Origin of the sequence: Euzebyella saccharophila (assembly GCF_014855495.1) — a bacterium.
Lineage (GTDB): Bacteria > Bacteroidota > Bacteroidia > Flavobacteriales > Flavobacteriaceae > Euzebyella > Euzebyella saccharophila.
The window spans coordinates 937,461-963,656 of record NZ_JACYFJ010000001.1 but is presented as its reverse complement, the minus strand read 5'-3'; the positions used below and the strand labels follow the sequence as shown (position 1 = coordinate 963,656).

Genomic DNA, 26,196 nt, shown 5'->3' with positions numbered 1-26,196 from the left:
TCTTATGGTTAGCAGAAACATCTATTTACAACTGGTCTTCCGTATTATTTTGCTCACCTTAACAGCTGTGGCCCTAGGTTTTTTATCGGTAAACGAAAATTACATACTTGCGGTATTGTGCTTGTTCCTTCTCATTCTACAGACCTATTTTCTTATTTACTATGTAAACCAGACCAACCGAAAAATTGCCTATTTCTTTGATGCTATCAAAAATGAGGATTTTACCCTGAGGTTTCCAGAAAAATTAAGTGTACAATCCTTGAAGGAACTCAACCATAGCTTGAATGTACTCAATGAAATGATTCAAGACATTCACCTAAAAAAACAGGCCCAGGAGCAATTTTACCAAGAGATTTTAAAACAGGCGGATATTGGTATCATGACCATCAACGACAAGGGTCATATTCTTTACGCCAACCCCACCATAGAACGACTTTTAAACTACCATCCGCTCAATCACGTAAAACAGCTGAAGCAAGTAGACGAAGAACTTTTTCAAAAGTTTGAAAATCTTCAGCCTTTTGAAAGCAACACACACCAACTCACCAATGAGCGCGAGAAGACAGAATTGGCCCTCAAGGCTACGGCAGTTACCGTAGATGCCAGTCCGTTATTATTGGTAGTTGTACAGGATATTAGAAAAGAGCTGGATGAAAAAGAAACCGATTCTTGGGTGAAACTGATCAGGGTGCTCACACATGAAATTATGAATACCATCACCCCTATTACTTCTATTTCAGACTCCATCCTTAGATATTTTAAAAAGGGAGAGCATGTGGTGAAGGGTGCCGATTTGCCCGAAGAACATTTGAGCAGTGCCGCAAAAGGGCTGGAGGTGATAAAAGAACAAGGCTCTGATTTGATGAACTTTGTTCAATCATACCGAAAATTTTTAAGCGTTCCGGAACCGGACAGGGAATTAATTCCCGCCAAGAACGTTTTGGAGAAAGTGGCCCTATTATTGGAAAGCCCGGACGAACCTACTTCCACTAAAATTGAAATACAGGTGAGCCCTGAAGACCTGGAACTTTATATTGATGTAAAGCAAATCACCCAAGTTCTGCTAAATCTTGGAAAAAATGCCCAACAATCATTGAACAATCAAGAAAATGGAGAGATTTTATTGGTAGCGGGAGTAGATTTAAAAGACAAGAAATACATTCAGGTCATTGACAATGGCCTGGGAATTCCGGAAGAATTGATCAATGAAATTTTTGTCCCCTTTTTTACCACCAAAAATACGGGTACAGGTATCGGATTGAGCTTATCTAAACAAATCATGCGGTTGCATAAAGGAGGCATTCAGGTGAGCTCAAAAGAGCGTACGACCTTCACGCTTACTTTTGACTAGGTACGGAATTAGCCCAGCTCTTTAAACGGGTCCCAAAAGTGTTTTTCCAGATTGACGATTTGATTTTCAACAACGGTAATGCCTTCATTTTCCAATAACTGTTGCATGAGGTTGGTACCGTCAAAATGATGTTTTCCGGTTAACAAACCCGCCTTGTTCACGACCCGGTGAGCAGGTACATCATCGTATTTTCCGGAGCCGTTCATAGCCCAACCTACCATTCTGGCACTACGGGCAGCCCCTAAATATTTGGCAATGGCACCATAGGAGGTAACCCTACCTTCAGGAATGAGCCTGGCAACCTCATACACCTTTTCAAAAAAATTCTGGTTTTCAGGTTTCATCTGTAAAAGATACGGGATAAGGTAATGGCCAACAACACCAGCATTAATAAACTTAAGATGTAATTGCTGTTTTTGGAAAACCGATTGGTCTTCCGTTCCAATTTATTAAAGTACACGGTGTACATATACAGCACGGTAAAAGTACCTGCTCCTGCCGCCAGGACAAAAGTTAAGATATCCCATATTTTGAACTTGATCCATCCAGATGCGTTCCACATGATGTTTAGTCCGCTGTAATAAGGGATAGTGAGAAGATTCAGTGCCCCAAGAAGCATGCCCTTAAAATAACTATTCTTCTTACTAACCTTCACCTTCTTCTTTACCTTTTTCTTGGTTTTTTTGGCAGCTACAAAAAAATAGACCGCAAAGAAGGCAAACACGCCCACAGCAATCTTTAAAAGCACATCAATTACTTGGGGATTATTATACAGGAATTTAGAGATATAAACGGCTATAGTGGCTTGAAGTACCACTACTGTTGCAACACCTAAACTAAAAATGATTCCGTCTGCCTTGCCTTTTTCTACGCTGGTTTTAGCAGCATTCATATTAAGTAAACCGGGAGGCACGGTGGCCATGAAGGCCGCTGAGAAGGTAGCGAAAAACAGAATCAGCAAATGTAGCATACATCAATTTATCTTAAATTGAAGATAGGTGATAGGCTTACCTTTTTCCAGGTATTGTTTCTCGTAGAAAGTTTGAATTTCCAAAACTTCCCTGGGGCTCCCCTCATTTTTATACACATCGTGGTTGGCATAGATAATTTCAAGTCCCAGACCGTGCAAAAGCCCCAGTGTGTAACCGTGCATAAATTCACTATCCGTCTTTAGATGAACAATGCCATCGGGTTTAAGGATTTTACGATACCTGTCTAGAAAAACCTGGTTGGTCATACGGTGTTTGGTACGCTTGTACTTAATTTGTGGGTCTGGAAAAGTTATCCATATTTCTGCGACTTCCCCTTCCGCAAAAATCTCATCTATCAATTCAATTTGGGTACGCAAGAAGGCGACATTTTCCATGTTTTCCTCAACGGCCGTCTTGGCACCTCTCCAAAGCCTCGCCCCCTTTATATCAATACCGATAAAATTTTTATCCGGATTTTGTTTGGCAAGGCCAACGGTGTATTCTCCTTTTCCACAACCGAGTTCCAATACAATAGGGTTGTCATTCTTAAACTGTTCCGACCATTTTCCCCGTAACGGAAAACCCGCCTTAATTTCTTCCCTTGAAGGTTGAATTACATTTTCAAAGCCTTCATTCTCTTTAAATCTTTTTAGTTTATTCTTACTTCCCACAGCAAATATCTTTAGCTATATAGCATCATCTTCCGTTAATTCAAACTCTTCATCATCCGCTTCTATCAAGGCTTTTTCCAAAGTGAAAGAAAACTCACTTCCTACTCCTATCTCACTTTCAACGTACATTTTCTCCTTATGGGCCTCAATTATATGTTTTACGATGGCTAGTCCCAAACCTGACCCACCCTCACTACGGCTTCCACTTTTATCAACTCTATAAAACCTTTCGAACAAGCGAGGTATATGTTGCTTGGGGATTCCTTCCCCGTTATCGGTCACCCTTATAATTACTTTATTTTTAATCAGATTTTCGACACTTACCTCTGTAGTTCCGTTAGAATGACCATATTTTATGGAGTTTACAAGTAGGTTGGTCACTACCTGTTGTATCTTTTCCTTATCGGCAAAAACATAAACAGGTACATCGTATTCCATGTCAAAAGTAAGTACGATGTTCTTACTTTCCGTTTTCATTTCCAGTAGGTCAAACACGTTCTGGATCAACTCTATAATATCAAATTTCTCCTTGCGAAGATTGAGCTCCCCTACTTCCAACTTTGTTATAAGATCCAGGTCTTTTACGATATAAATTAGACGATCTACGCCCTTGTTGGCCCGTTGTAGGTATTTTTTTCGAACGCTCTTATCATTTATTGCACCGTCTAGCAAGGTTTCAATATAGCCCTGTACGGTAAAAAGAGGGGTTTTTAGCTCATGGGATACGTTTCCCAAAAAATCCTTACGGTATTCTTCCCGTATTTTAAGGGTATCTATCTCAACCTTTTTATCCTTCGCAAACTTTTCAATTTCCTCTGTGAGGGTCTTCATATCTGTGGTAATGGGACCTTCTACCAAAGATGATGATTCTAGTAGGGTAACGTCATCATAAATTTGTTTGATACGTCTGTAGATAAAGTGTTCTATCCTTATTTGGAGAGCGATAAAGGCTATAACAAAGAGCATTAGGGTAGCGACTGCCGCAAAAGCAGGATTAAACATATCCCAAATGTAGAGAAGCCCAGAAAGGGCTATACCAAACACCAAGGATAGAACAAAGGAAGACCTAAAGGCAAAGCGGTAAGACCGTTTTAATTGAGTGGCCATCTTGGATTACATTTTTTAAAAGGCCAAAACAAAGGTTTGGACCAAAGCCCAAAATTACGGCAAATAACTGAAAACGATAAGAAAATGGGTAACTAGAGTACAAATTTATACCCTACTCCCTTAACCGTTTTAAAATGGTCTTCGCCTATCTTTTCTCGAAGTTTTCTGATATGAACATCTATGGTACGGCCACCAACAACAACTTCATTGCCCCAGACACGATCCAAAATCACTTCGCGCTTAAATACCTTACTAGGTTTGGAGGTCAATAAAGAAAGTAGTTCAAATTCCTTACGGGGCAAAATAATCTCTTCCCCATCATTGATAATTTTATACTCCTCCCTATTAATTACAATATTGCCCACTTTTACAATTTCATCAGAAGAAGTATCCTCCTTAAGCCTTCTGAGCAATGCCTTTACCTTGCTTACCAAAACTTTAGGACGAATAGGCTTAGTGATGTAATCATCTGCTCCAGCTTCAAAACCCGCTACTTGTGAATAATCTTCTCCACGGGCCGTTAAGAAAGTGACTATAGTATTCTCAAGACCGGAAGTATTACGAATGACCTCACAAGCTTCAATACCGTCCATTTCTGGCATCATAACATCTAAAATTATGAGATGCGGCTGTCTTTTTTTGGCAAGGGCAACTCCCTCTGCCCCATTTTTTGCAGTAAATACTTGATAACCTTCTGAGGTGAGATTGTAACCTATAATCTCCAGAATATCAGGCTCATCGTCTACCAACAGAATCTTGATATCTTTCTTTTTCATGGGATAGTTTTCTTTAATGATCGGGCCAAGATAAAGATAATACATGTATCCTAAACCTGCTTAACGTTGATTTAATATTGTAACGTTAAACTAACATTATTGCAAAATATATTTAACATGGACGTAACCCGACTTTTACAGCACGTCTCTTTATTTGCGGCGTACTAAAAAGAAGAAATGAGATTATTATTTACTGTTTCCCTAGCGTTGTTCGCAACGCTTCAAATGTTCTCCCAAGATACAGGAAGTATCGGAGGTAAACTTACTGACAAAGAGTTCAACAACGAACCATTGGCGTTTGCCAATGTGATTATTAAAGGTACCACTACGGGTACTACAACAGACTTTGATGGGCTATATGAAATCCCCAATCTAGAGCCCGGAACCTACACTGTGGTTTTTAGCTATTTAGGTTATGAAACGGTTGAAATACCTAACATAGCAGTGGAAGCTGGCAAAGTAGCCACTGTCAATATTCCAATGAGTGCCTCAGAAGGCGTTTCCCTTGAAGAAGTAGTGGTTACCACCGTCGCCAGAAAGGATTCTGAAGTAGCATTATTATTGGACCAAAAGAAAGCCATTACTCTTGAAACTTCTATTGGAGCACAAGAATTGGCGCGAAAAGGTGTTTCCGATGCGGCCTCAGCGGTTACTAAGGTAACCGGTATTTCAAAGGAAGAGGGTTCAGGAAATGTATATGTTCGTGGACTGGGTGATCGATTCAACATTACTACCCTAAACGGTTTGCCATTACCTTCAAACAACACTTCCAAAAAGAACATTGATCTTGGCGTATTCTCCTCAAGCATTATAGAGTCGATAGGAATCGATAAAACTTATAACGCTGCCAACTATGGTGATTTTGGTGGAGCCAACGTAAATATTGTTTCTAGAAATTATAACGGAACGGGATTTTTTGATGTGAGTGCTTCGGTAGGAGGCAATACAGAAGCCTTGGGAGTTGAGCAATTTTATCTGAACGACGGACCTAATTTTTCAGGTTTCTACAATTATGATATTCCAGACAATCCTTTTTCAGATACTTTTGAAACCAACTGGAATCGTGAGGCATATGGTACTCCTGTCAATTCTAGCTTTTCGCTAAAAGGAGGTGACACCTATACTATTGGGGAAGAATCAAGACTTAGCCTTTTTGGCGTAGCTTCCTTTGGGAACAATTTCTCCTACAACGAAGGTATTAATAACGGGCAGCCCAATGTTGGAAACGGGCTACCTAATTCAGCTTTTGACTTTACCACTTTTGACTACTCTACCGCCACAACCTTAATGGGCAATGTTGGTTTTAGACTGAACAACACTAACAATTTTAAATACAACCTGCTTGTATTGAACAATTCAAGCCAAAAACAACAAGAGTTTTTCGGTATTCTTGATAGGGAAGATGATGCCCCAGAAGGTGGCGGTTTTATTCAAAGGGCCACTTTTGAAAGAACCACCTTATATGTACATCAATTATTGGGTGAACACAACCTGAACGACAAATTGGATGTGAACTGGGGAGGTGCATACAATTATGTAAAAAACTTGGTACCGGACAGAAGACAAAATACCGTCTTACCTCGCAGAAACAACAATCCTGATGGACCAAAATCGTTTGCCTTGGTTTCCGCTGCATCGGAAAACCATAGATTCTTTCAAGAACTTGATGAGGAGGAGATAGCCGCTAACATTTCGGCCACTTACAAATTCAAGGAAAATGAAGATGAGGGCTTTGACGGCAAGTTGACCGTTGGCTATAACGGTAGGTTTAAAAATGTAGACTTTGACGCCACACAGTTTAACTTTCAGTTCTTAAGACCTAACGATCAACCTGAGGTAGACATCAGACAAATTGATGAATATTTTGATCAAAATACGTTAAGCTCAGGTCTATATCAAATTAGGACCTTTAGAGGTACTTCTACCATTCCCGGAGCATTGGACCCACAGACTTTTGGCGGAGACCAATCCATCAATGCCGGTTTTGCTACCCTTGAATACAAATTCAATCCTAAATTCACGCTTTTTGCTGGTTTAAGAGCAGAACAAATTATTCAAGAAATTAATTGGAACACCACCTTTGGTGAGGACGAAAACGAATTGGACACTTTTGAATTCTTGCCTTCCTTAGCTCTAAAGTACGAGCTTAATGACAAGCAAAATCTGAGATTTGCCGCCAGTAAAACGTATACCTTACCTCAATTTAAAGAAAGAGCTCCTTTCTTGTTCCAAGAAGATATAACTCAAGATTCATATGGTAACCCTGATCTAGAGAACTCCACCAACTACAATTTTGATGTTAGATGGGAACTTTACCCAACTTCCAGTGAAATCATCTCCTTTGGGGTATTCGCAAAATATATTGAAAACCCGATTAACACTTTCTTGGTGGTATCAGCGGCAAATGACCTTAGTTATGCCAATACCGGAGATAATGCCACTGCTTTTGGTGCCGAATTGGAAGCTCGTGTCAACCTCATCAAAAACGATATTGATACGGAAGATGCCGTGCTTGAAGAAAGATTGACTTTAGGCGGAAATATTTCCTATCTAAAAACCAACCAACAATTAGATTCTGAGAAAGTCGCCAATGAAACAAGATTATCGGCTGCCTTCACCAATACAGAAGCGCCACTGCAAGGAGCTTCCGATATTATTTTGAACGGTGATATCAGTTTCTATAGACAGTTTAGAAAAGAAAGGGAATTCCGCGGCACCTTGGCAGCCAACTATTTTTCTGAAAGACTTTATGCTTTGGGCAGTACCGGTCGTGGCCATTTGATGGACAAAGGCTATGTAACGCTTGACTTTATATCATCTATGCAGTTAAACAAGCATCTAAGTATTGGTTTTAACGCCAAGAACCTTTTGAACCCATTGATTGAAAGGGTGACAGAAAATGCCGAAGGTGATCTAGCCACAGAAAACCCTGCAGTGGTGGGCTTCTTGGAAGACGGGCCTATAACCGACCTTTCATACAAAAGAGGAACCGATTTTTCTCTTTCGTTGACATTTAGTTTTTAATCTAAATAATAAACAACAATTATTTAACTATTAAACCTTGTAATGATGAAAAAAAAGATTTTCTCCATAATGCTCGGTCTGGCCGCTTTGACACTTGTGGTGTCCTGTAGCGATGACGACAACGGACCTAGTAACGACCCTACCTGCAGTGATGGTATAATGAACGGTGACGAAACCGGTATCGACTGTGGTGGTTCATGTACTCCATGTAGTGAAGAGCCAGCAGAAACTGAAGACCTAGAAGGAGAAGTTACTGAGAATACTGAATTGGATGCTTCCATAGCTTATAATTTGACCGGTGCTTATGTTGTAAAATCTGGTTCAACATTGACCATTCCTGCCGGAACCACTATCAAAGCTGCCGGAGGTACTGCCGCTTTTATTGGTGTTGAAAGAGGAGCAACCATCAATATCAATGGTACAGCTTCTGCTCCTGTAGTAATGACTTCAGGTGCTGCCAATCCTGCCCAAGGTGATTGGGGTGGTTTAGTTATTGCTGGTGATGCACCAACCAACAAGGGTACTGATGTAACTACAGAGGTAGGTGACCTTACCTATGGAGGTGCGAATGCTGCCGACAACTCTGGTAGCATTACTTACCTAAGAGTTGAATATACCGGTGCTACTTTCTCTAACGATAAAGAGTTCAACGGTGTTTCCCTTTTCGGTGTTGGTTCAGGAACTAAATTTGAAAACGTTCAATCTTACATGGGCGGTGATGACGGTATCGAGTTCTTTGGCGGATCTGTTGACGGTATCAACTTGGTTTCTATTGGAAGTGGTGACGATTCCATAGACTTCGCGGATGGTTGGACAGGTAACGGTACTAACTGGTACATTGCAGATGGTGCCAAAGCTGGTATTGAAGGTTCAAATAACGGTGATGACGGAGACGCTACTCCTGTAACCACTACTACTTTGACTAACATTACAGTAGTTGGCCCGGTTGCCGAAGGCGCCCTTTTCTTTAAAGAAGGCGGTGGTAGTTTTACTATTGACAACTTTTATGTAAGCGGTGCTGATTTAGGTATCAATGTTAAAGATACTGATGTTGAGGCCAACGCTAGAATTGATGCTGACGACTTGATGATTTCCAACATTCAGTTTGCTGATACTCCTTCTGAGTTTGCTGCCACTAACTATGCAGGAACAAACTTGGATTTCTATACCGAAGGTGTGGCCACTGGTGCCGGTAATGGTGCCGCTGCTCCTGATTGGGCCGCCGGATGGACTACCGGACTTAGCAATAGTGCCCCTTCATCTCAGCAAAACCTAGCAGGTGAAGCAACCGGAGATGTTGAATTAGATGCTAATATCGAATACATCTTAACTAGTGGATTTGTGGTAAAAGAAGGTGGCTCTTTGACCATTCCTGCCGGAACCATGATCAAGGCTACGGGTGGCACAGCTGCTTTTATTGGCGTTGAAAGAGGAGCTACCATCAATATCAATGGTACTGCCGCTGCACCTGTTGTAATGACTTCAGGTGTAGAAAACCCTGCTCCAGGTGACTGGGGCGGTTTGGTTATCGCCGGTGATGCCCCAACCAACAAAGGAGTTGATGTTACTACAGAGGTAGGAGATCTTACATACGGTGGTGCAAATGCTGAGGACAATTCCGGTAGCATTACTTACCTAAGAGTTGAATATACCGGTGCTACTTTCTCTAACGATAAAGAGTTCAACGGTGTTTCCCTTTTCGGTGTGGGTTCTGGTACTACTTTCGAAAACGTTCAGTCTTATATGGGCGGTGATGACGGTATCGAGTTCTTTGGCGGGTCTGTTGACGGTGTAAATCTTGTTTCTATTGGAAGTGGAGATGATTCTATAGACTTTGCAGATGGTTGGACAGGTAACGGAACTAACTGGTACATTAAAGATGGTGCCAAAGCAGGCATTGAAGGTTCTAACAACGGTGATGACGGAGACGCCACGCCTGTTACTACTACTACTTTGACTAACATTACAGTAGTAGGCCCAGTATCTGAAGGAGCTCTTTTCTTTAAAGAAGGAGGCGGTAGTTTCACTGTTGAAAATTTCTATACTGAAGGTATTGATTTAGGCATCAATGTTAAGGATACTGATGTAGAAGCCAATGCTAGAATAGATGCAGACAACTTGGCAATTACAACTATCGAATTTGCTAGTCCTGCAACTGGTTTCGAAGCCACTAACTACGCAGGTGCCAATACCGACTTCTATACTGAAGGCGATGCTACAGGTGCTGGCAATAAAGGTGGGGAGCCAGAGTGGGCCTCAGGATGGGCCATTGGTTTCAACTAAATTTTAGTAAATGAGCTAACGAAAAACCTCGCAAATGCGGGGTTTTTTGCTTTCTACCCGTAAAACCCTACCGTTTATACAATCGCGGCAACGTTGGATATAAAGATTTATTATATTTGTGGTACATTTTTTGTTTAACCTACCATATGAAGCACCTTTACTTGATTGTAACAATGCTGTTTATCTCTTTTAGCTATGGCCAAGTTCGCCAGGGCAATGGAGAAATTGATGGGTTAAAACTCTACCCTAACCCGGTAACAGATGGCAAGGTCTTTATAAGCACTACAAAAAATGCGCCCAAACAAATAGCTATCTATGATGTTTTGGGCACTAAAGTTCTTGAGACGAAAATTACAGGTAAAGAATTATTTTTAAGGGACCTGGATGCCGGAGTTTACGTGCTCCGAGTTTTTGAACTTAACAACGTGGCCACTAGAAAGCTAATTGTTAAGTAATACCTTTTTTGTCCTATACCGTTGGAACAGCCACTTTGAGTTTTCCTTTTTTCTCGATGAAATGCACTCGCCGTGAATGCTAACCTACAATTTTTGTGCATTCACAACAATTTTATGCCCAATTAAATTCTCTGAACTACTTTTAACGTATTGATCCCAAATCAATTACCATGCGCTTGCTACTCATTATTGCCTTTGTGACTATGGCAGCACCCATTTGTGCGCAAGAATCCTTTACTTCCATTGGTCCACAAGAAGCCACTACAGAAGTGAAACTATATCCCAATCCCGCATATGGAGAATCGGTAAAAATAGTTTCATCGGCGAACCAACCTAAAGGTTTCACGGCATACGATGTTTTTGGCAAGCCGGTGTTAAGGGAAAAAATAAGGAACAACACGCTTTATATAGCTTCCCTAAAGCCGGGAATTTATGTCCTGCAGATAGAATTGGACGAAGGAACGGTAAACCGGAAACTCATTGTAAAATAAAAAGACCCGCAAAAACGGGCCTTTCATATCTTAAAATTGTGTGGATTATAGAATTTCCACAAGCTCTAAATCAAAAACTAAATCCTGACCTGCCAGAGGGTGGTTACCATCTACCACAATACTGCTATCCTTCACGTCTTTGACAACCAAATTGATTTTTTGACCGTTAGGCCCTTCCGAAACCAAGGCCATTCCAACCTGTGGGTCTATATTTTCCGGTAATTGATTCTTAGGCACCTCCTGAATCAATTGATCGTTAGGTTCACCATAAGCTTCTTCTTTGGGTATGCTAACGGTTTTTTTCTCGTTCACCTTCATATCGATCAACCCTTTTTCAAATCCCGGGATGATTTGTCCCTGACCTAAAGTAAATTGCAAAGGTTCCCCTCTTTCCAAAGAGCTATCGAAAACCTTACCATCTTCCAGTTTTCCTGTGTAATGTACTTTTACCGTGTCATTGTTTTTAACCTGAATCATCTGTGTCTATTTTGTTTACTTATAACCCAATAGGGCATTTTGGTAAAGGTACAGGTCTAAAAATCGCTTCAAAACATATAGTAAACTATCTTACCTTAATTAGAATACTTTAACTGTCCAACTGGTCAACTGTTAAATTTTTTAACAACTCAACAAGGTTCGTATGGTAGTATGGTTTGCAGTATTTTTGCGACAAGTATAATTTATGGATTCACACTCGCTATTTTCCATTTCCACCTCACAGGAATTTAAGGAACACACCTTAGAAACTTTCCGATATCAGTATGCAAATAATGTGGTGTACCATGAATTTTGTAGTCATTTGGGCAAGAGCCCAAATAATGTTTTGGAAGTTGAAGACATACCTTTCTTACCCATTTCATTCTTTAAATCCAAACACATTTTAACGACCAAAGAAATTCCTGAAACCCTTTTTACCAGCAGTGGAACAACCGGGAGTATAACAAGTAAGCATTACGTCCTAGACCCTAAATTATATACGGACAGTTTTACAAAAGCATTTGAACTTTTTTACGGAAACATCAAGGACTATTGTATTTTAGCCTTGCTACCCTCCTATTTGGAACGCCAAGGTTCATCGCTTATATATATGGCGGATTATCTCATAAAAGATAGTAACCATCCAAAAAGTGGCTTTTACCTAAATGATTTGAACAAACTTGAAAAGACCCTTGTAGAACTGGAAAAACAAGGTCAAAAAACTTTATTGATCGGTGTTTCATTTGCACTTTTGGACCTTGCCGAAAAAAACTCCTTACAGCTAAACAATACCATAGTAATGGAAACAGGAGGCATGAAAGGCCGGCGTAAAGAACTAATTAGGGAAGAGCTTCACAAAATTTTACAAAATGGTCTTGGTTTAAAAAACATCCATTCAGAATACGGCATGACGGAGCTTTTATCCCAAGCGTACTCCAAAGGAAACGGAATTTTTAAAACTCCGCCCTGGATGAAAGTCTTAATTAGGGATACAGAAGACCCTTTAAGCCTCCAAAAAAACGGAAAGAGCGGAGGTATCAATATCATTGACTTGGCCAATCAATATTCCTGTTCCTTTATTGCCACCCAAGATTTAGGCAAATTGCATGCGGACGGTAGCTTTGAAATCCTAGGAAGGTTCGATCATTCAGATGTTCGCGGGTGTAATCTAATGGTGCTCTAAAGCCCCAATATTTTTGCGTCTACAAAAAAGGTAGAATTCACTTCAATTTCATGGTCCCTGCTAATAACCTCATCGGTAACAGTTTCCAAATGCAGTTTGAACTCGTCCTTTTTTATATACTCCTTTAGGTCTACATCTACCACATCCACATCCAAAGAATTACCGGTATTGGAATCCACTTCAACTTCCTCGGCTATTTTGATTTCATCCAATCCTTCCGCAGAAATATAAATAACAATGGACTCTAGGAAACTAAAATCCGCTTCATCAGGAGAGGTTATTGTCAGAACTAGTTCCTTAAGCCTAATTTCCTCAATTAAATCTTTTCGGGTGTCATTAACTTCAAATTTTGACTCGGAATTGGTCTCCACATCCGGAGTAGAAACATCAAAAGGAACATCTATACCCACCGTTGATGGGATAGTTACATTGCTTTTATACTCAATATCAAATTTGGTAAGTTCATCTAGCTTATCGCAGCTCACAAGGGCAAAAATGGCCACCAGGGCGTACACAAAATTCTTCATTGCAATCAGATTTTAAAGACTATTAAAATCTAACGCAACCAATCTTGTTTTATTGAATAAAGTGGCGCTATTTATTTAGGATACTACCAACACAAAGTAGTTTTTCTTACCTCTTTGTAAGAGCACGTATTTATTATTGATCAAATCGGCCTCCGTAATTTGATAATCGGGTTTTACCTTTTCCTTATTTACGGAAATGGAATTTTGTTTTAACTCGCGACGGGCTTCACTATTGGAGCCTAAGAATCCGGTCTTATCGGCCAAAGCCCCGATCATATCCAAACCACTTTCAATTTCCGTACGGGAAACTTCCGCTTGCGGAACTCCATCAAAAACATCTAAAAAGGTCTGTTCGTTCAATTTTCTAAGGTCATCCGAGGTAGATTTACCAAAAAGAATGTTACTGGCCTTTTGCGCATTTTCCAAATCCTCTTTAGAGTGGACCATAACCGTTATTTCTTCTGCCAAACGTTTTTGAAGCGCACGCAGATGCGGCGCCTGTTTGTGTTCTTCCACCAGCCCTTCTATTTCCTGCTTGGACAAAAAGGTGAATATCTTAATATATTTTTCAGCGTCCTCGTCAGAAGTGTTCAACCAATATTGATAAAAACGATAGGGAGAGGTCCTTTCTGAATCCAACCAAATGTTCCCACCTTCGGTCTTACCAAATTTGGTTCCGTCTGCTTTGGTTATTAAAGGACAGGTCAAAGCATAGCCTTTTCCATTTCCTATTCTACGCAAGAGTTCTGTACCTGTGGTAATATTTCCCCATTGATCGCTCCCGCCCATTTGTAGAGTGCAGTTATACTCTCTGTATAGATGAAGAAAATCATAACCTTGAACCAATTGATAGGTAAACTCTGTAAAAGACATTCCTTCCTTAGCCTCGGTAGACAAGCGTTTCTTTACGGAGTCCTTGGCCATCATGTAGTTGACCGTAATATGTTTCCCTACATCTCGGATAAAACCAAGAAAGGAAAAATCCTTCATCCAGTCATAATTATTCACCAAGACCGCACCGTTGTCAGATGCACTGTCAAAATCCAAAAACCTACTCAACTGCTCTTTAATGGCTTCTTGATTGTGTCTAAGTGTTGGTTCATCCAGTAAATTCCGCTCTGCAGATTTTCCGGAAGGATCCCCAATCATACCGGTAGCACCACCGATCAAGGCATATGGTTTGTGCCCGGCCAGTTGAAAATGTCTTAGCATCATCACCCCTACCAAATGCCCAATATGCAAGGAATCTGCGGTAGGATCAATACCCACGTAAGCAGATTGCAGACCGTTCATTAGGTGTTCTTCCGTACCGGGCATTGCATCGTGCAACATCCCTCTCCATTTTAATTCTTCAACAAAATTGGTAGCCATGATAAGCGAATTCAAAGATTTTTTGCAAATATAGCTAGGCACAAGCAAAGCAGCTACAAAAGACCACTTTTTATAGCGCTCCCCAATTATTACTATTTAAAGATGTGCTTCTGTCATAATGTTTTTTCCAATGGAAAGTCAGATAATAAATTCAAGGGTTATGAGTACATTTGACGTATGATTTTAGTGACCGGAGGAACAGGTTTAGTGGGAGCCCATCTTTTACTGCAGCTTTTAAAGCAAGGGCGAAAAGTGAGGGCCCTTCACAGAAGAACTAGCGATTTACAAGGGGTTAAAAAAATCTTTGGATATGATGGCGAAACATCCTTAAACCTATTTCATAAAATAGAATGGATCGAAGCCGATATCAATGATATTACTCCGCTTGAAACTGCCTTTATAGGGGTGGAATGGGTATATCATGCTGCTGCCTTTATTTCTTTTGACCCCGGGGATTATCAAAAACTACAAAAGATAAACACCGAAGGGACGGCGAACATCGTCAACATGTGCATAGCGAATAAAATCAAAAAGCTATGCTATGTGAGTACCATTGGAGCAATAGGTAACAGTCTTAACGGAAGTCAAGCGGATGAGGAGAACCCTTGGTCATCACAGGACGCCAATGTTTATGCACTTACCAAACACGCTGCAGAAATGGAGGTTTGGCGAGGTTCCCAAGAGGGGTTGAATGTTGTAATGGTCAATCCGGGAGTAATTATTGGCCCTGGTTTTTGGAACTCAGGAAGCGGTTCCCTTTTTAGGGTAGCAAAGAAAGAATATTCATTTTATCCTCCTGGAGGAACGGGTTTTATAACAGTTAGCGATGTGGTAAACATGATGGTTACACTTATGGAATCTGATATAAAAAACGAGCGTTTTATTGCTGTAGCCGAAAACCTGAGCTACCAACAAATTCTTACTAAAATTACTACGGCTATGGGACTTAAGCCTCCAACAAAGGAACTTAAACAATGGCAGCTTGAATTAGGCCGTTGGTTTGATTGGTTCCGAAACCTTTTCTTTAAAACGGGAAGAAGGATTACCAAGAACTCTGTAAAATCACTTAAGAACAGGGAAATTTACTCGAACGAGAAGGCTAGAAACATGCTTCAATTCAAATTTGAGCCCTTAGAACCTACCATCACTTTTTGCTCCCGGAAATTTCTTGAAGAGAATCCTTAGTTCTTTGCACGCGTGCCTGCCTTTCCTCCAATTCTATTCTTCTAAGACTGTCCCTAACCTCCTTGGCATCTTTAAAAGCATTTTGGTCTTTTTCCAAACTGGATTCTACCTCTTGATAAATTGATTTGTACTCTTCGGGAAGGGAGGCATAATACTTATCGCTTTCCACAAATTGTAAACTGTCTATATCATGCTTACGGTAGAGATAGTTCATAATATCTACATTATTTTCCCTCAATACGCTTATATTCGTAGTCTTTGCCGCGTTTAAAACAGCCACATCTTTTAAAATCACGACCATTTTACCTCTATCAATAAGGTTTTCCGGCTTCTCCAATAATTTTTCATTACAGGAGACTGCGGAAAGAATCAAAACAAGAAATGCTATCTTTTTCCAGTAAGCCATTGAAATATTGAATTTATCGGTCAAAAGCTAATCGCCTTCCTTGCGCTTCTTCAGAAAAACGCCCATTCTCGTATGCCAAATGCCCGTTCACAAAAGTATGTGTAATTTGAGAACCAAAGGTATGATCTTCAAAAGGAGACCATCCGCATTTATAGGCTATATTATTTTTATCCACCATCCAACTGCTTTTCAGATCGGCGATGGCTACATCTGCATAATATCCTTCCCTAATGTATCCTCGCTTATCCAAATCAAAAAGGATAGCTGGGTTGTGGCACATTTTTTCCACAATTTTCTCCAAGGAAATAAATCCTTGCTTATGCTTATCCAACATGGCCGGCAGGGCATGCTGCACTAATGGACCTCCAGACGGTGCTTTGGTGTAGACATTATCCTTTTCTTGCCATTGGTGTGGCGCATGATCGGTTGCTATAACATCTAACCTATCATCTAACAACGCCTCCCATAACTGGGCCCTATCCTCCGCCGTTTTTACTGCGGGATTCCATTTGATCAGTGTCCCTTTCGTATTATAATCCTCATCTGAAAACCATAAATGATGAATACAAACCTCTGCCGTAATTTTTTTATCCTTTAGGGGAATATCATTTCTGAACAAAGAAGTTTCTTTTCCGGTAGATAAATGAAAGACATGTAAACGGGCACCCGTTTTTTGGGCAAGTTCAATTGCCTTACTTGATGAAAGATAACAAGCCTCTTCGCTTCTTATCAAAGGATGATATTTGACGGGAATATCATCACCATATTTTTCTTTATATAAGGCTAAATTGGACCTAATGGTACCCTCATCTTCACAATGGGCCGAAATTACCATTTCGGTACTACTAAAAATCTTCTCGATAACCTCTTCATCATCCACTAACATATTACCTGTAGAAGACCCTAAAAACAACTTCACCCCGGAACAAGCCTTTTTGTCCAAGCGCTTTATTTCTTCCAAATTATCATTGGTACCGCCAAATAGAAAGGAATAATTGGCATGACTCCTATTGGTAGCCATGGCAAATTTCTCTTCGAGTTTTTCTAGAGTGACTGTCTGTGGATTGGTATTGGGCTGTTCCATATAAGAGGTGATTCCCCCAGCAACTGCGGCCCTACTTTCAGAGGCTATATCACCTTTGTGGGTTAGGCCTGGTTCCCTAAAATGCACTTGATCATCTATAATCCCAGGAAACAAATGATTTCCGTTTACATCTATCACTTGGGCATTTTCACTACTGATGTCCCTATCTATTCGTTCAATCCTATCACCTTCTATGAGTACATCACCTGCAACAATAGTATTCTCATTAACTATGTGGGCGTTCTTTATTAGTGTTCTTTTCATCCTAAAATTTACTTTTTTGAAAAAGGCTTCGCATTTTCATCATAAAAACTCCCACTACCGCTTCATTGATGATAGCCGAATTCATTTTTGACTTTCCTTTTACCCGATCCCTAAAAATAATAGAGATTTCCTCGATATGATAATTCTTTAGATAGGCCCTAAATTTCATTTCTATCTGGAAGGCATATCCAACAAACCGAACCGAGTCTAGATTAATATTTTCGAGCACGTGTCTTTTATAACATACAAAACCGGCAGTTGGATCATGAACGCGCATCCCCGTTATCATTTTCACATAAAAAGAAGCGCCATAGGATAACAAAACACGGTATAATGGCCAATCTACAACATTTACCCCTTTTTTATATCGGGAACCCACGGAAACATCCGCACCGTTAAGGCAAGCCCGATAAAGCCGAGGCAAATCTTCCGGATTGTGGGAGAAATCGGCATCCATTTCAAAAATGTAGTCATACCTCCTTTCTATAGCCCATTTAAAACCGTGGATATATGCCGTTCCCAACCCCGATTTCTCAGTCCTTACTTCTAAAAAAAGGGAATTAGCAAATTCATTTTGCATTTCCAGCACCTTTTTGGAAGTTCCATCTGGAGAGTTGTCATCCACTATAAGAACATGAAATTCCTTATTCAATGAGAATACGGCCCTAATGATGGCTTCAATATTCTCAATTTCGTTATAAGTTGGTATAATTACTAGGCAATCCGTCATGCAGTGGTTGATAACTGGGCAAAAATAGCATTTTAAAGGCTGTTGCGGTGAATCTACCTTCTAATTGTGAAATTTTTAGCCTTCATTGCAGCATCATAATTTGTAATTTTGGCCGTTATATAAGCGAACACCACCCAAAAAAACGGTTATCGGAACGATAATGAACTCCAAATTTCCACGTCTTTTTTTAATATTACTAGGACTCATTTTTATTCTTAATGTAATTCAATCGGCATTAACTCCATTGATTTTTGATGAGGCCTATTATTGGCACTACGCCCAAAACCTTAGCTGGGGCTATTTTGACCATCCCCCGTTGGTAGCCCTCATGGTAAAATTGAGCGGATTCCTTTTTGAGGGAGAATTAGGAGTGAGGTTTGTAAGTTGTCTTCTTTCTACTGGAATGTTCGCCATTATCTGGATGTCTATAGACCACCCTAAAAAAAGGGACTATGTTCCCCATTTTTTCGTCTTGTTATTTTCTATGGCATTATTAAATGCCTATGGATTCTTTACTTTACCGGATACGCCCTTACTTTTTTTTACGGCATTTTTCCTTTATACATATAAACGTTTTCTTGAACAGAACAATTGGCTCTGGGGTCTGTTTTTAGGTATCACAATGGCCGGGTTAATGTATAGTAAATACCATGCGGCCCTGGTTATTTTCTTTGTACTATTTTCCAATATAAAATTGGTTACCAACAAATATGCCTGGCTGGGCGTTTTGGTGGCGTTGTTTTGCTATACACCCCATTTTATATGGTTGTTTGAGAATGATTTTGTCACCATCAAATACCACTTGTTCGATAGGCCAAATGACCCTTACAATTTCACTAAATATACCTTAGGCTTTTTTGTAAATCTTATAGCCGTTTTTGGCCTGACCTTTCCATGGGTCTACCAATCCCTATTCAAAACGAAATCTACGGACCGCTTGACCAAGGCGTTACTTTTTTTAACCTACGGTATCATTCTGTTCTTCTTTGTTTCTAGCTTTAACAGGAGGATACAAACGCAGTGGATAATTGTAATTACCGTTCCATTGGCTATTTTAACCTTTAAGCAAATAATCGCCAACGCTAAGATTCGAAAGTGGATTTACATTACAGGAATCATTAATGGCGTTCTCATACTGTATCTAAGAGTGGGGCTAATTTACGAACCCATTTCCCCAATTTATTATGAAACACATGGGAATAAGGAATGGATTTCAGGCATACAGGAAAAAATTGGGGATATGCCCGTAGTCTTTGAAAATTCCTATAGAAATGCCCCCATGTACGCTTTCTATAGTGGGGTTCCCACATTTTCACTGAATAATTTTATGTACAGGCGTAATCAATATTCCATTGACAACTCTGAGAGTACCCTACAGCATCAAAAAGTTTTATATGTTTCTAAGCGTGCCACTGGTGCCGATATGGAACTGCCCAAGGGAGACGGAAAAATGTATTATGGGCAGTTTATAGATAATTTTGAGTCCTATAGAAAATTAAAGACCCTAGTGGAAGAACCTATTTCCTTGAATACTGAAAAAGAACAAACGTTTAGAGTGTACAATCCATATGATGAAAACATAAGTTTGGATAAAATAAAATTCAATATTGCCTATTTAAATCCCACAAAGGATGTAGTGGACCGTTTTGCCCTAAAGGCAATTCCCGCAGAATCACAAACCAAGCAATTGATTTCCAAAGATACCGTAGCATTTAAATTCAAGTTTCCTAAACCAAACATGGACAATGCAACGTATTTTAGAATAGGCATTTCTGAAAACGATTTGCTTTATGGTATCAACGGCACCAATACAAAATTTGAATAATGGAACCTATTTTAAGAACAGCCGGCACAGCAGATTGGATGACTCTGGTACTAATATGTAGCCTAGTGTTTCTTGTACTGGCCAAAAGATTGTTCTATGCGAGGTTCATGAATTTCATAATCCTCCCGTTTAACAATAAGTACATCTTTATGTACAATAAAAAGGAAAAGCTGGTTAGTTGGTTCCATATATTTTTCAGCATCTTCCAAACCTTGAATTTTGCCCTTTTCGTATATCTGGCAAGACAGGTACTTATTGCCCAACCCAATGATGAATATCCTTTTATGTTCCCTATTATCCTAGGATGTATTGTTGGATTCTTATTAATTAAAATGGCGTTGCAATTGAGTAATGGATTCATTTTTGGTTCCAGCCGTACCATTGGAGAGTTAATTTTTAAAAAATTGTCATATTTAAACTACAGCGGGCTCGTCATGTTCATTGCGAATTTGCTAATGGTATATGTAGTAAAAAACTCAATCGTTGTCGTATATGCGTCAATTTTAATTATTCTTCTAATTAATATAATCGGTTGGGCCACAGTGCTGAGGAATCATCAAAAATTTATCACCAACTATTTTTTCTATTTTATTTTGTACCTTTGCGCACTTGAAATTTCCCCGTTCATTATAATTGGTAGTTATCTAAAACTATAATTTGACTTATATGAAAGTAAAGACGATTTTGGTCTCACAACCGGAACCGAAAATGGAAAACTCGCCTTATTCAAGGCTGATTGACAAGGAAAAAGTCAAAGTCGATTTTAGGCCTTTTATCCATGTTGAGGGGGTTGATGCAAAAGACGTCCGTCAACAAAAGATTGATTTAAAGAATTTTACCGCCATCATCCTTACGAGTAGAAATGCGGTAGACCACTTCTTTAGATTAGCAGAGGAGATGCGCTTTAAAGTGCCGGACTCCATGAAATATTTTTGCCAGTCCGAAGCTGTTGCCTATTACCTACAGAAATACGTAGTTTACCGTAAACGTAAGATTTATGTAGGGCAAAGAAACTTCCCGGATTTGGTGCCCTTGTTCAAAAAGTACAAGAACGAGAAATTTTTGCTTCCTTCCTCAGATGTTTTAAAGGATATAATTCCTGCAACATTGGACGAAGTTGGCGTAGAGTGGAAACGTGGTATTTTCTACAAGACGGTCATAAGCGACCTGTCTGACCTAAGGAATGTTTATTACGATATTTTAGTTTTCTTTAGTCCTTCTGGGATTGAGTCTCTTTTAAAGAACTTCCCTGATTTTGAACAAAACGATACCCGAATTGCGGTTTTTGGTAATTCAACGGTTTCGGCGGCTACTGATGCAGGCCTAAGAATTGACATCAAGGCGCCAACACCAGAAACGCCTTCAATGACCATGGCACTTCAGAAGTACATCACCACAGTGAACAAGAAATAAGGTTATAACTGTGAGAAATAACATAAAAGCCTGTCGACTGACAGGCTTTTTTCATTTCTAAGGCTTCCTTAAAAAGCGTACCGTTGTGGGCCGCCACGTCTAATTTCTTCACTGGCATAGGCCTCAAACTTTTTAAAGTTTTCCCTAAAGGCGTTGGTCAACTTAAAAGCCGTGGTGTAATAGGCCTCGTCATCGTTCCAAGTGGCTCGAGGACTCAAAACACTGGTAGGCACCCCAGGGCACTCCCTAGGTTGGGCCACGCCAAAAACGGAATGTATATGGTAATCGTCGTAATTGTACAGTCCTAAATCGCCATTTAAAACAGCATTGACCATGGCACGGGTATATTTTAATTTCATTCGTGTACCCACTCCATACGGTCCGCCTGTCCACCCTGTATTGACCAACCAGACATTCACTTTCGCTTCCTGCATCTTTCTGCTGAGCATTTCGGCATATTTTGCAGGATGTAAAGGCATGAAAGGTGCTCCAAAACAGGCAGAAAACGAAGGTATGGGCTCTTTAACCCCTGCTTCAGTGCCAGCCACTTTCGCCGTATATCCAGAAATAAAATGATAGGCTGCCTGGCTTGGGGTCAATTTTGAAATGGGAGGCAGCACCCCAAAGGCATCCGCAGTCAAGAAAAAAATGTTTTTTGGGTTTTTACCAATGGAAGGTCGCTGTACATTATCAATATGGTAAATGGGATAACTTACCCTCGTATTTTGTGTGATGGACGTATCAACAAAATCGACTACGCCTTCCGCATCCATCATCACATTCTCCAAAATAGCCCCTTTCTTAATGGCGCCATAAATCTCAGGTTCGTTTTCTTGAGATAGATTAATGACCTTGGCGTAACAGCCTCCTTCGAAGTTAAAAACGGCATTTTCATTGTTCCAACCGTGCTCGTCATCACCAATCAATTTTCGGGAAGCATCGGTAGAAAGGGTGGTCTTTCCCGTTCCCGATAGTCCAAAAAAGATAGCGGTATCTCCCTTTTTACCCACATTGGCAGAACAGTGCATGGGAAGGGTATTTTTTTCCACCGGTAAAATGAAATTGAGCGCAGAAAAGATTCCTTTTTTGATTTCACCCGTATAACCCGTACCACCGATCAAAGCAATTTTCTTGGTGAAGTTAAGAATGGCAAAATTATGCTGACGGGTGCCATCTACCTCGGCATCGGCCATAAACCCGGGTGCATTAATAACCGTCCACTCTGGGTCAAAATTCTTTAGTTCTTCTTCGTTGGGCCTTATAAACATATTGTATGCAAACATATTTGACCATGGGTATTCGTTGATTACCCTAATGTCCATACGGTAATTATGATCGGCACAGGCATAGCAATCTCGAACGAACAGTTCTTTTTGATTGAGATATTCAATGACCTTCTCATAAAGGGCATCAAACTTTTCTGGGGAAAAAGGAATATTGATATCGCCCCACCACACTTGGCCTTCGGTAATATTGTCTTTTACTATAAAGCGGTCTTTTGGCGACCGCCCGGTAAATTCACCGGTTTTAATGGCAAGTGCCCCGGAAGAGGCCTCTTGACCCATACCTTTTTCCAAAGTAATTTCATGCAATTCATCGGCGGTGAGCTGATAATGGAAATCATGGTGTTTAATGCCAAACGACTTCAATGAAATTCGCTGCTTACGCTGTTTTAAGTTGTTCATGTAGTTGAGTTTATCTATAGTTTAAAAGTTTCCTCTAGTCGAAGCTTTTATATACATGGTAACCAAACACACCCCAGGCGGCAATCAATAAAGAGCCACCTATAGGCGTAACGAAACCAATAGTTTTAAAATCAAAAGCAGTTAAATCATTGGTCGCCAAAAAATAGATGGAGAATGAGAAGAAAATAATTCCGATCAGTAAAAGCCAAAAAATGGCCTTTTTCGCTTTTGCACTAATTTTAGGAATTACCGACACCAAAATAAGCAGCAAGGCATGGTACATTTGGTATTTAACTCCTGTTTCGAAAGTTTGCAAAGCTTCTGCATTTAACACTTTTTCTAGACCATGGGCACCGAAGGCACCAATAATTACGGAGAGCATTCCGAACAAAATTCCTGAGAGACAAATTGTTTTGTTCATAACATCAAAGATATTATTTTTTATATTTATAACGATTATTGCATTTAGTTATACAATCTTCCACAAAAATAAAGGCCTATGCGCAAAATCTTGGTTCTAGGGGCTGGTAAATCTACCTCTTACTTGCTTGATTATTTTTTAGAAAAATCCGCCACGGAACAATTAGAAATCACCATTGGCGACCTAAAACCCGATTACATTCCCGATCAGATAAAGAACCATCCCTTGTGCAAAGTGGTTAAGCTTGATATTTTTAATGATGCCATGAGAAAAGAGCAGGTTCAAAAAAGTACCATTGTGGTCTCAATGCTTCCGGCCCATTTGCATTTGGTGGTCGCAAAAGATTGTCTTCAATTCAACAAACACTTGATTACTGCTTCGTACGTAAGCCCTGAACTGAAAAAACTATCGCAAGAAGTAAAGGATAAGAGACTCATATTTATGAATGAGATAGGGCTCGACCCTGGCATCGACCATATGAGTGCCATGCAAGTAATTGACCGTATTCGCAATCAAGGCGGAAAGATGTTACTTTTTGAGTCGTTCACAGGTGGATTGGTCGCCCCCGAAAGCGATACCAACCTCTGGAACTACAAATTTACTTGGAACCCTAGAAATGTTGTTCTTGCCGGACAGGGCGGAGCGGCCAAATTCATTCAAGAAGACACTTACAAGTATATTCCCTACCATAGGCTGTTTAGACGTACCGAATTTTTCGATATTGAGGACTATGGTCGTTTTGAGGGATATGCCAACCGTGATTCACTCAAATATCGCGAAGCATACGGATTGCAGGATGCTTTGACGCTTTATAGGGGCACCCTAAGACGCGTAGGTTTCTCAAAAGCCTGGAATTTGTTCGTACAATTAGGCATGACCGATGATGGCTATGAGGTTGAAAATTCACAGGGAATGTCTTACCGTGACTTTACAAACCTGTTCTTGCCCTATTCACCAACAGATTCGGTAGAATTAAAACTACGGCACTATTTAAAAATTGACCAAGATGACATTATGTGGGAAAAACTTCTGGAGCTTGACCTTTTTAATGCTGAGAAAAAAATACCGCTCACCAAAGCCAGTCCGGCACAGATGCTCCAATATATTTTAGAGGATAGTTGGAGCCTTGACGATGACGATAAGGATATGATAGTCATGTACCACAAATTTGGTTATGAACTGAATGGCGAAAAACATCAAATAGACTCCAACATGGTTGTAACTGGGGAGAACAGAACCCATACCGCCATGGCCAAGACGGTAGGCCTGCCAGTTGCCATGGCCACTTTGGCCATTTTAAACAGAAAAATCACGTCGCCAGGGGTGCAAATACCTTTGCAGAGCGAAGTGTATGAGCCTATTTTAGCGGAACTGGAGCAATATGGAATTAAATTCAAGGAGTTTGAGGTGACCTATTTAGGCTATAATCCCGAGACTTTCTTCGTGTAACGGACAAAAGTCAACTTTCGATGTGTACTTTTTTCGTTACTTTGAACATCAAATTGACATCCTAATCATGAAATCTGATAATGAAAACGTAAAGATTGACGGTATTGACAAAAAAATACTAAGATATCTAATGGAAGACGCTCGAAAACCAATTCTTGAAATCGCTAGAAACATAGGTATTTCAGGTGCTGCCATCCATCAACGGTTGCGAAAGTTGGAAGCTTCGGGCTTGCTGTCAGGATCAAAATTCGTTATAAACCCCAAAGTGATGGGATATACTACCATGGCTTATATCGGTATTTATTTAGACAAGGCAATGAGCAATCCCGTAGCGGTAAAACAATTGGAGAAAATCCCCGAAGTACTGGAATGCCACTACACCACGGGAAATTGGTCCATTCTCATTAAGGTATTATGCCGCGATAATGAACACCTGATGCAAGTACTCAATAAAGAAATTCAACAAATAGAAGGCGTATCAAGGACGGAAACCTTTATTTCCCTTGCCCAGCAAATTGACCGACAAATTACTATATAGACCTACCCATACATACAGAATTTTAACGAAAACGCTTCAAAAAGTATTTGTATTAAATCTAAATAAGATTTACATTTGCCCCAATGGAAGCGGTTTTTTCATCTAAATACTACACATTTTTCCAATCGGATAAGGAAAGATGTTTTTACATAGACTTTGGTCAGAAGGTAGTTCGATTATCTTTTTGTCAATTGTTGGCACTACGTCAGAAAGTCTCGAATATTCGTATTGAAGATCATTTTGATGCAGAGTTGAACACCCATGGTTTTGAGATTTTGGCACTCTGTAACAAAGAACATCTCTTTGTGCTGAACACTTTGGAAATTATCGACCTAAAAGAATTACTTGTGGGTGCCTTCTCCATGTTCGAAGTTTCTTTGTCCGCATTGGTGTAAATCAGTCCATTTCAGCCTTCTTTTTATTTTTAATCAATCTAAAACTAGTTATAAACTGTCTTGGTAATTAGCCATGTATCCGTTTGTTTGGTATCTTTGAGTAAGATAAGTTAG

At 40.0% G+C, this 26,196-nt stretch carries 26 protein-coding genes; 13 read left to right on the top strand and 13 right to left on the bottom strand.

What is annotated here, in order from left to right; all coding sequences use genetic code 11:
* Positions 1 to 4: 4 nt before the first annotated feature.
* Positions 5 to 1,351, top strand: a complete 1,347-nt coding sequence (locus tag IL355_RS04010; RefSeq protein ID WP_192460888.1) for a sensor histidine kinase — start codon at positions 5 to 7, stop codon at positions 1,349 to 1,351.
* Positions 1,352 to 1,359: 8 nt separating this feature from the next.
* On the opposite strand, the gene IL355_RS04005 is transcribed toward IL355_RS04010, so the two are convergent.
* From IL355_RS04005 to IL355_RS03985, 5 genes are all read right to left on the bottom strand, one after another.
* Complete coding sequence (locus tag IL355_RS04005) at positions 1,360 to 1,695, bottom strand: MGMT family protein (protein WP_192460887.1); 336 nt, start codon at positions 1,693 to 1,695, stop codon at positions 1,360 to 1,362.
* The gene (locus IL355_RS04000; RefSeq protein WP_192460886.1) at positions 1,692 to 2,321 is read right to left on the bottom strand and encodes a LysE family transporter; all 630 of its coding nucleotides are present in this window, start codon (positions 2,319 to 2,321) and stop codon (positions 1,692 to 1,694) included. The genes IL355_RS04005 and IL355_RS04000 overlap by 4 nt, the downstream gene beginning before the upstream one ends.
* Positions 2,322 to 2,324: 3 nt before the next feature.
* Positions 2,325 to 2,993, bottom strand: a complete 669-nt coding sequence (gene trmB, locus IL355_RS03995; protein ID WP_192460885.1) for a tRNA (guanosine(46)-N7)-methyltransferase TrmB — start codon at positions 2,991 to 2,993, stop codon at positions 2,325 to 2,327.
* 15 nt (positions 2,994 to 3,008) lie between these two features.
* Entirely contained in the window at positions 3,009 to 3,995 is a 987-nt protein-coding gene (locus IL355_RS03990) for a sensor histidine kinase (RefSeq protein WP_380081204.1), read from the bottom strand.
* A 197-nt stretch (positions 3,996 to 4,192) separates the two neighbouring features.
* Positions 4,193 to 4,876 carry a response regulator transcription factor gene (locus IL355_RS03985; RefSeq protein ID WP_192460883.1) on the bottom strand — a complete coding sequence of 228 codons (684 nt, stop codon included), beginning with the start codon at positions 4,874 to 4,876 and terminating at the stop codon, positions 4,193 to 4,195.
* 177 nt (positions 4,877 to 5,053) lie between these two features.
* On the opposite strand from IL355_RS03985, the gene IL355_RS03980 reads away from it, so the two are divergent.
* The 4 genes from IL355_RS03980 to IL355_RS03965 all read left to right on the top strand — a co-directional run bounded on the left by IL355_RS03980 (position 5,054) and on the right by IL355_RS03965 (position 11,129).
* Positions 5,054 to 7,900: a TonB-dependent receptor gene (locus tag IL355_RS03980; RefSeq protein ID WP_192460882.1), complete on the top strand. Its 2,847-nt coding sequence runs from the start codon at positions 5,054 to 5,056 to the stop codon at positions 7,898 to 7,900.
* A gap of 42 nt (positions 7,901 to 7,942) precedes the next feature.
* Positions 7,943 to 10,183 (top strand): hypothetical protein, encoded by a 2,241-nt coding sequence (locus IL355_RS03975; protein ID WP_192460881.1) that lies wholly within the window; start codon positions 7,943 to 7,945, stop codon positions 10,181 to 10,183.
* 146 nt (positions 10,184 to 10,329) lie between these two features.
* On the top strand, positions 10,330 to 10,638 hold the full coding sequence (locus tag IL355_RS03970) for a T9SS type A sorting domain-containing protein (protein WP_192460880.1): 309 nt from the start codon (positions 10,330 to 10,332) through the stop codon (positions 10,636 to 10,638).
* A 170-nt stretch (positions 10,639 to 10,808) separates the two neighbouring features.
* Positions 10,809 to 11,129, top strand: coding sequence for a T9SS type A sorting domain-containing protein (locus IL355_RS03965; RefSeq protein WP_192460879.1), 321 nt, complete (start codon positions 10,809 to 10,811; stop codon positions 11,127 to 11,129).
* Between the two features lie 45 nt (positions 11,130 to 11,174).
* Here IL355_RS03965 and IL355_RS03960 read toward each other — a convergent pair whose 3' ends face one another.
* A complete protein-coding gene (locus IL355_RS03960; RefSeq protein ID WP_192460878.1) occupies positions 11,175 to 11,606 on the bottom strand; it encodes an FKBP-type peptidyl-prolyl cis-trans isomerase in 432 nt (143 codons plus the stop codon).
* A 205-nt stretch (positions 11,607 to 11,811) separates the two neighbouring features.
* On the opposite strand from IL355_RS03960, the gene IL355_RS03955 reads away from it, so the two are divergent.
* Positions 11,812 to 12,789, top strand: a complete 978-nt coding sequence (locus IL355_RS03955) for a LuxE/PaaK family acyltransferase (protein ID WP_192460877.1) — start codon at positions 11,812 to 11,814, stop codon at positions 12,787 to 12,789.
* Here IL355_RS03955 and IL355_RS03950 read toward each other — a convergent pair.
* Positions 12,786 to 13,316 (bottom strand): hypothetical protein, encoded by a 531-nt coding sequence (locus tag IL355_RS03950; protein ID WP_192460876.1) that lies wholly within the window; start codon positions 13,314 to 13,316, stop codon positions 12,786 to 12,788. The two genes, IL355_RS03955 and IL355_RS03950, sit on opposite strands and share 4 nt — an antisense overlap.
* A 75-nt stretch (positions 13,317 to 13,391) precedes the next feature.
* The gene (gene tyrS / locus IL355_RS03945; RefSeq protein ID WP_192460875.1) at positions 13,392 to 14,687 is read right to left on the bottom strand and encodes a tyrosine--tRNA ligase; all 1,296 of its coding nucleotides are present in this window, start codon (positions 14,685 to 14,687) and stop codon (positions 13,392 to 13,394) included.
* A gap of 177 nt (positions 14,688 to 14,864) precedes the next feature.
* On the opposite strand from tyrS, the gene IL355_RS03940 reads away from it, so the two are divergent.
* Positions 14,865 to 15,872, top strand: coding sequence for an NAD-dependent epimerase/dehydratase family protein (locus IL355_RS03940; protein ID WP_192460874.1), 1,008 nt, complete (start codon positions 14,865 to 14,867; stop codon positions 15,870 to 15,872).
* Here the strand turns inward: IL355_RS03940 and IL355_RS03935 are convergent.
* The 3 genes from IL355_RS03935 to IL355_RS03925 are packed head-to-tail and all read right to left on the bottom strand — an operon-like array spanning position 15,832 to position 18,356.
* Positions 15,832 to 16,278, bottom strand: a complete 447-nt coding sequence (locus tag IL355_RS03935; RefSeq protein WP_192460873.1) for a DUF4296 domain-containing protein — start codon at positions 16,276 to 16,278, stop codon at positions 15,832 to 15,834. The genes IL355_RS03940 and IL355_RS03935 overlap by 41 nt on opposite strands.
* Before the next feature lie 13 nt (positions 16,279 to 16,291).
* Positions 16,292 to 17,626 (bottom strand): dihydroorotase, encoded by a 1,335-nt coding sequence (locus IL355_RS03930; RefSeq protein WP_192460872.1) that lies wholly within the window; start codon positions 17,624 to 17,626, stop codon positions 16,292 to 16,294.
* A 1-nt stretch (position 17,627) separates the two neighbouring features.
* On the bottom strand, positions 17,628 to 18,356 hold the full coding sequence (locus tag IL355_RS03925; RefSeq protein ID WP_192460871.1) for a polyprenol monophosphomannose synthase: 729 nt from the start codon (positions 18,354 to 18,356) through the stop codon (positions 17,628 to 17,630).
* Between the two features lie 160 nt (positions 18,357 to 18,516).
* Between IL355_RS03925 and IL355_RS03920 the strand changes: the two genes are divergently transcribed.
* Genes IL355_RS03920 through IL355_RS03910 form a run of 3 tightly spaced genes read left to right on the top strand, consistent with a single transcriptional unit; the run spans position 18,517 to position 21,594 of the window.
* Positions 18,517 to 20,181, top strand: a complete 1,665-nt coding sequence (locus IL355_RS03920) for an ArnT family glycosyltransferase (protein ID WP_192460870.1) — start codon at positions 18,517 to 18,519, stop codon at positions 20,179 to 20,181.
* Complete coding sequence (locus IL355_RS03915; RefSeq protein WP_192460869.1) at positions 20,181 to 20,837, top strand: DUF4271 domain-containing protein; 657 nt, start codon at positions 20,181 to 20,183, stop codon at positions 20,835 to 20,837. Before IL355_RS03920 ends, IL355_RS03915 begins: the two co-directional genes overlap by 1 nt.
* Positions 20,838 to 20,847: 10 nt before the next feature.
* On the top strand, positions 20,848 to 21,594 hold the full coding sequence (locus IL355_RS03910) for a uroporphyrinogen-III synthase (protein ID WP_187456561.1): 747 nt from the start codon (positions 20,848 to 20,850) through the stop codon (positions 21,592 to 21,594).
* Between the two features lie 68 nt (positions 21,595 to 21,662).
* Here IL355_RS03910 and pckA read toward each other — a convergent pair whose 3' ends face one another.
* Positions 21,663 to 23,279, bottom strand: a complete 1,617-nt coding sequence (gene pckA, locus IL355_RS03905) for a phosphoenolpyruvate carboxykinase (ATP) (RefSeq protein WP_192460868.1) — start codon at positions 23,277 to 23,279, stop codon at positions 21,663 to 21,665.
* 34 nt (positions 23,280 to 23,313) lie between these two features.
* Positions 23,314 to 23,700, bottom strand: a complete 387-nt coding sequence (locus IL355_RS03900) for a DUF423 domain-containing protein (protein ID WP_192460867.1) — start codon at positions 23,698 to 23,700, stop codon at positions 23,314 to 23,316.
* Between the two features lie 78 nt (positions 23,701 to 23,778).
* Between IL355_RS03900 and IL355_RS03895 the strand changes: the two genes are divergently transcribed.
* The 3 genes from IL355_RS03895 (at position 23,779) to IL355_RS03885 (ending at position 26,082) form a co-directional block, all read left to right on the top strand.
* Positions 23,779 to 25,149: a saccharopine dehydrogenase family protein gene (locus tag IL355_RS03895; protein WP_192460866.1), complete on the top strand. Its 1,371-nt coding sequence runs from the start codon at positions 23,779 to 23,781 to the stop codon at positions 25,147 to 25,149.
* Positions 25,150 to 25,216: 67 nt separating this feature from the next.
* Positions 25,217 to 25,687, top strand: a complete 471-nt coding sequence (locus IL355_RS03890; protein ID WP_192460865.1) for an Lrp/AsnC ligand binding domain-containing protein — start codon at positions 25,217 to 25,219, stop codon at positions 25,685 to 25,687.
* A gap of 83 nt (positions 25,688 to 25,770) precedes the next feature.
* The gene (locus IL355_RS03885; RefSeq protein WP_192460864.1) at positions 25,771 to 26,082 is read left to right on the top strand and encodes a hypothetical protein; all 312 of its coding nucleotides are present in this window, start codon (positions 25,771 to 25,773) and stop codon (positions 26,080 to 26,082) included.
* Positions 26,083 to 26,196 lie beyond the last annotated feature (114 nt).

Coding starts and splice junctions, on each gene's coding strand:
- IL355_RS03990 (WP_380081204.1), bottom strand. CDS start 3,995: ATGTTTAATCCTGCTTTTGCGGCAGTCGCTACCCTAATGCTCTTTGTT.
- IL355_RS04010 (WP_192460888.1), top strand. CDS start 5: ATGGTTAGCAGAAACATCTATTTACAACTGGTCTTCCGTATTATTTTG.
- IL355_RS03935 (WP_192460873.1), bottom strand. CDS start 16,278: ATGGCTTACTGGAAAAAGATAGCATTTCTTGTTTTGATTCTTTCCGCA.
- IL355_RS03975 (WP_192460881.1), top strand. CDS start 7,943: ATGATGAAAAAAAAGATTTTCTCCATAATGCTCGGTCTGGCCGCTTTG.
- IL355_RS03895 (WP_192460866.1), top strand. CDS start 23,779: ATGCGCAAAATCTTGGTTCTAGGGGCTGGTAAATCTACCTCTTACTTG.
- IL355_RS03930 (WP_192460872.1), bottom strand. CDS start 17,626: ATGAAAAGAACACTAATAAAGAACGCCCACATAGTTAATGAGAATACT.
- IL355_RS03970 (WP_192460880.1), top strand. CDS start 10,330: ATGAAGCACCTTTACTTGATTGTAACAATGCTGTTTATCTCTTTTAGC.
- IL355_RS03965 (WP_192460879.1), top strand. CDS start 10,809: ATGCGCTTGCTACTCATTATTGCCTTTGTGACTATGGCAGCACCCATT.
- IL355_RS04000 (WP_192460886.1), bottom strand. CDS start 2,321: ATGCTACATTTGCTGATTCTGTTTTTCGCTACCTTCTCAGCGGCCTTC.
- IL355_RS03940 (WP_192460874.1), top strand. CDS start 14,865: ATGATTTTAGTGACCGGAGGAACAGGTTTAGTGGGAGCCCATCTTTTA.
- IL355_RS03890 (WP_192460865.1), top strand. CDS start 25,217: ATGAAATCTGATAATGAAAACGTAAAGATTGACGGTATTGACAAAAAA.
- IL355_RS03885 (WP_192460864.1), top strand. CDS start 25,771: ATGGAAGCGGTTTTTTCATCTAAATACTACACATTTTTCCAATCGGAT.
- IL355_RS03925 (WP_192460871.1), bottom strand. CDS start 18,356: ATGACGGATTGCCTAGTAATTATACCAACTTATAACGAAATTGAGAAT.
- IL355_RS03950 (WP_192460876.1), bottom strand. CDS start 13,316: ATGAAGAATTTTGTGTACGCCCTGGTGGCCATTTTTGCCCTTGTGAGC.
- pckA (WP_192460868.1), bottom strand. CDS start 23,279: ATGAACAACTTAAAACAGCGTAAGCAGCGAATTTCATTGAAGTCGTTT.
- IL355_RS03985 (WP_192460883.1), bottom strand. CDS start 4,876: ATGAAAAAGAAAGATATCAAGATTCTGTTGGTAGACGATGAGCCTGAT.
- IL355_RS03910 (WP_187456561.1), top strand. CDS start 20,848: ATGAAAGTAAAGACGATTTTGGTCTCACAACCGGAACCGAAAATGGAA.
- tyrS (WP_192460875.1), bottom strand. CDS start 14,687: ATGGCTACCAATTTTGTTGAAGAATTAAAATGGAGAGGGATGTTGCAC.
- IL355_RS03920 (WP_192460870.1), top strand. CDS start 18,517: ATGAACTCCAAATTTCCACGTCTTTTTTTAATATTACTAGGACTCATT.
- IL355_RS03915 (WP_192460869.1), top strand. CDS start 20,181: ATGGAACCTATTTTAAGAACAGCCGGCACAGCAGATTGGATGACTCTG.
- IL355_RS03980 (WP_192460882.1), top strand. CDS start 5,054: ATGAGATTATTATTTACTGTTTCCCTAGCGTTGTTCGCAACGCTTCAA.
- IL355_RS03960 (WP_192460878.1), bottom strand. CDS start 11,606: ATGATTCAGGTTAAAAACAATGACACGGTAAAAGTACATTACACAGGA.
- IL355_RS04005 (WP_192460887.1), bottom strand. CDS start 1,695: ATGAAACCTGAAAACCAGAATTTTTTTGAAAAGGTGTATGAGGTTGCC.
- IL355_RS03955 (WP_192460877.1), top strand. CDS start 11,812: ATGGATTCACACTCGCTATTTTCCATTTCCACCTCACAGGAATTTAAG.
- IL355_RS03900 (WP_192460867.1), bottom strand. CDS start 23,700: ATGAACAAAACAATTTGTCTCTCAGGAATTTTGTTCGGAATGCTCTCC.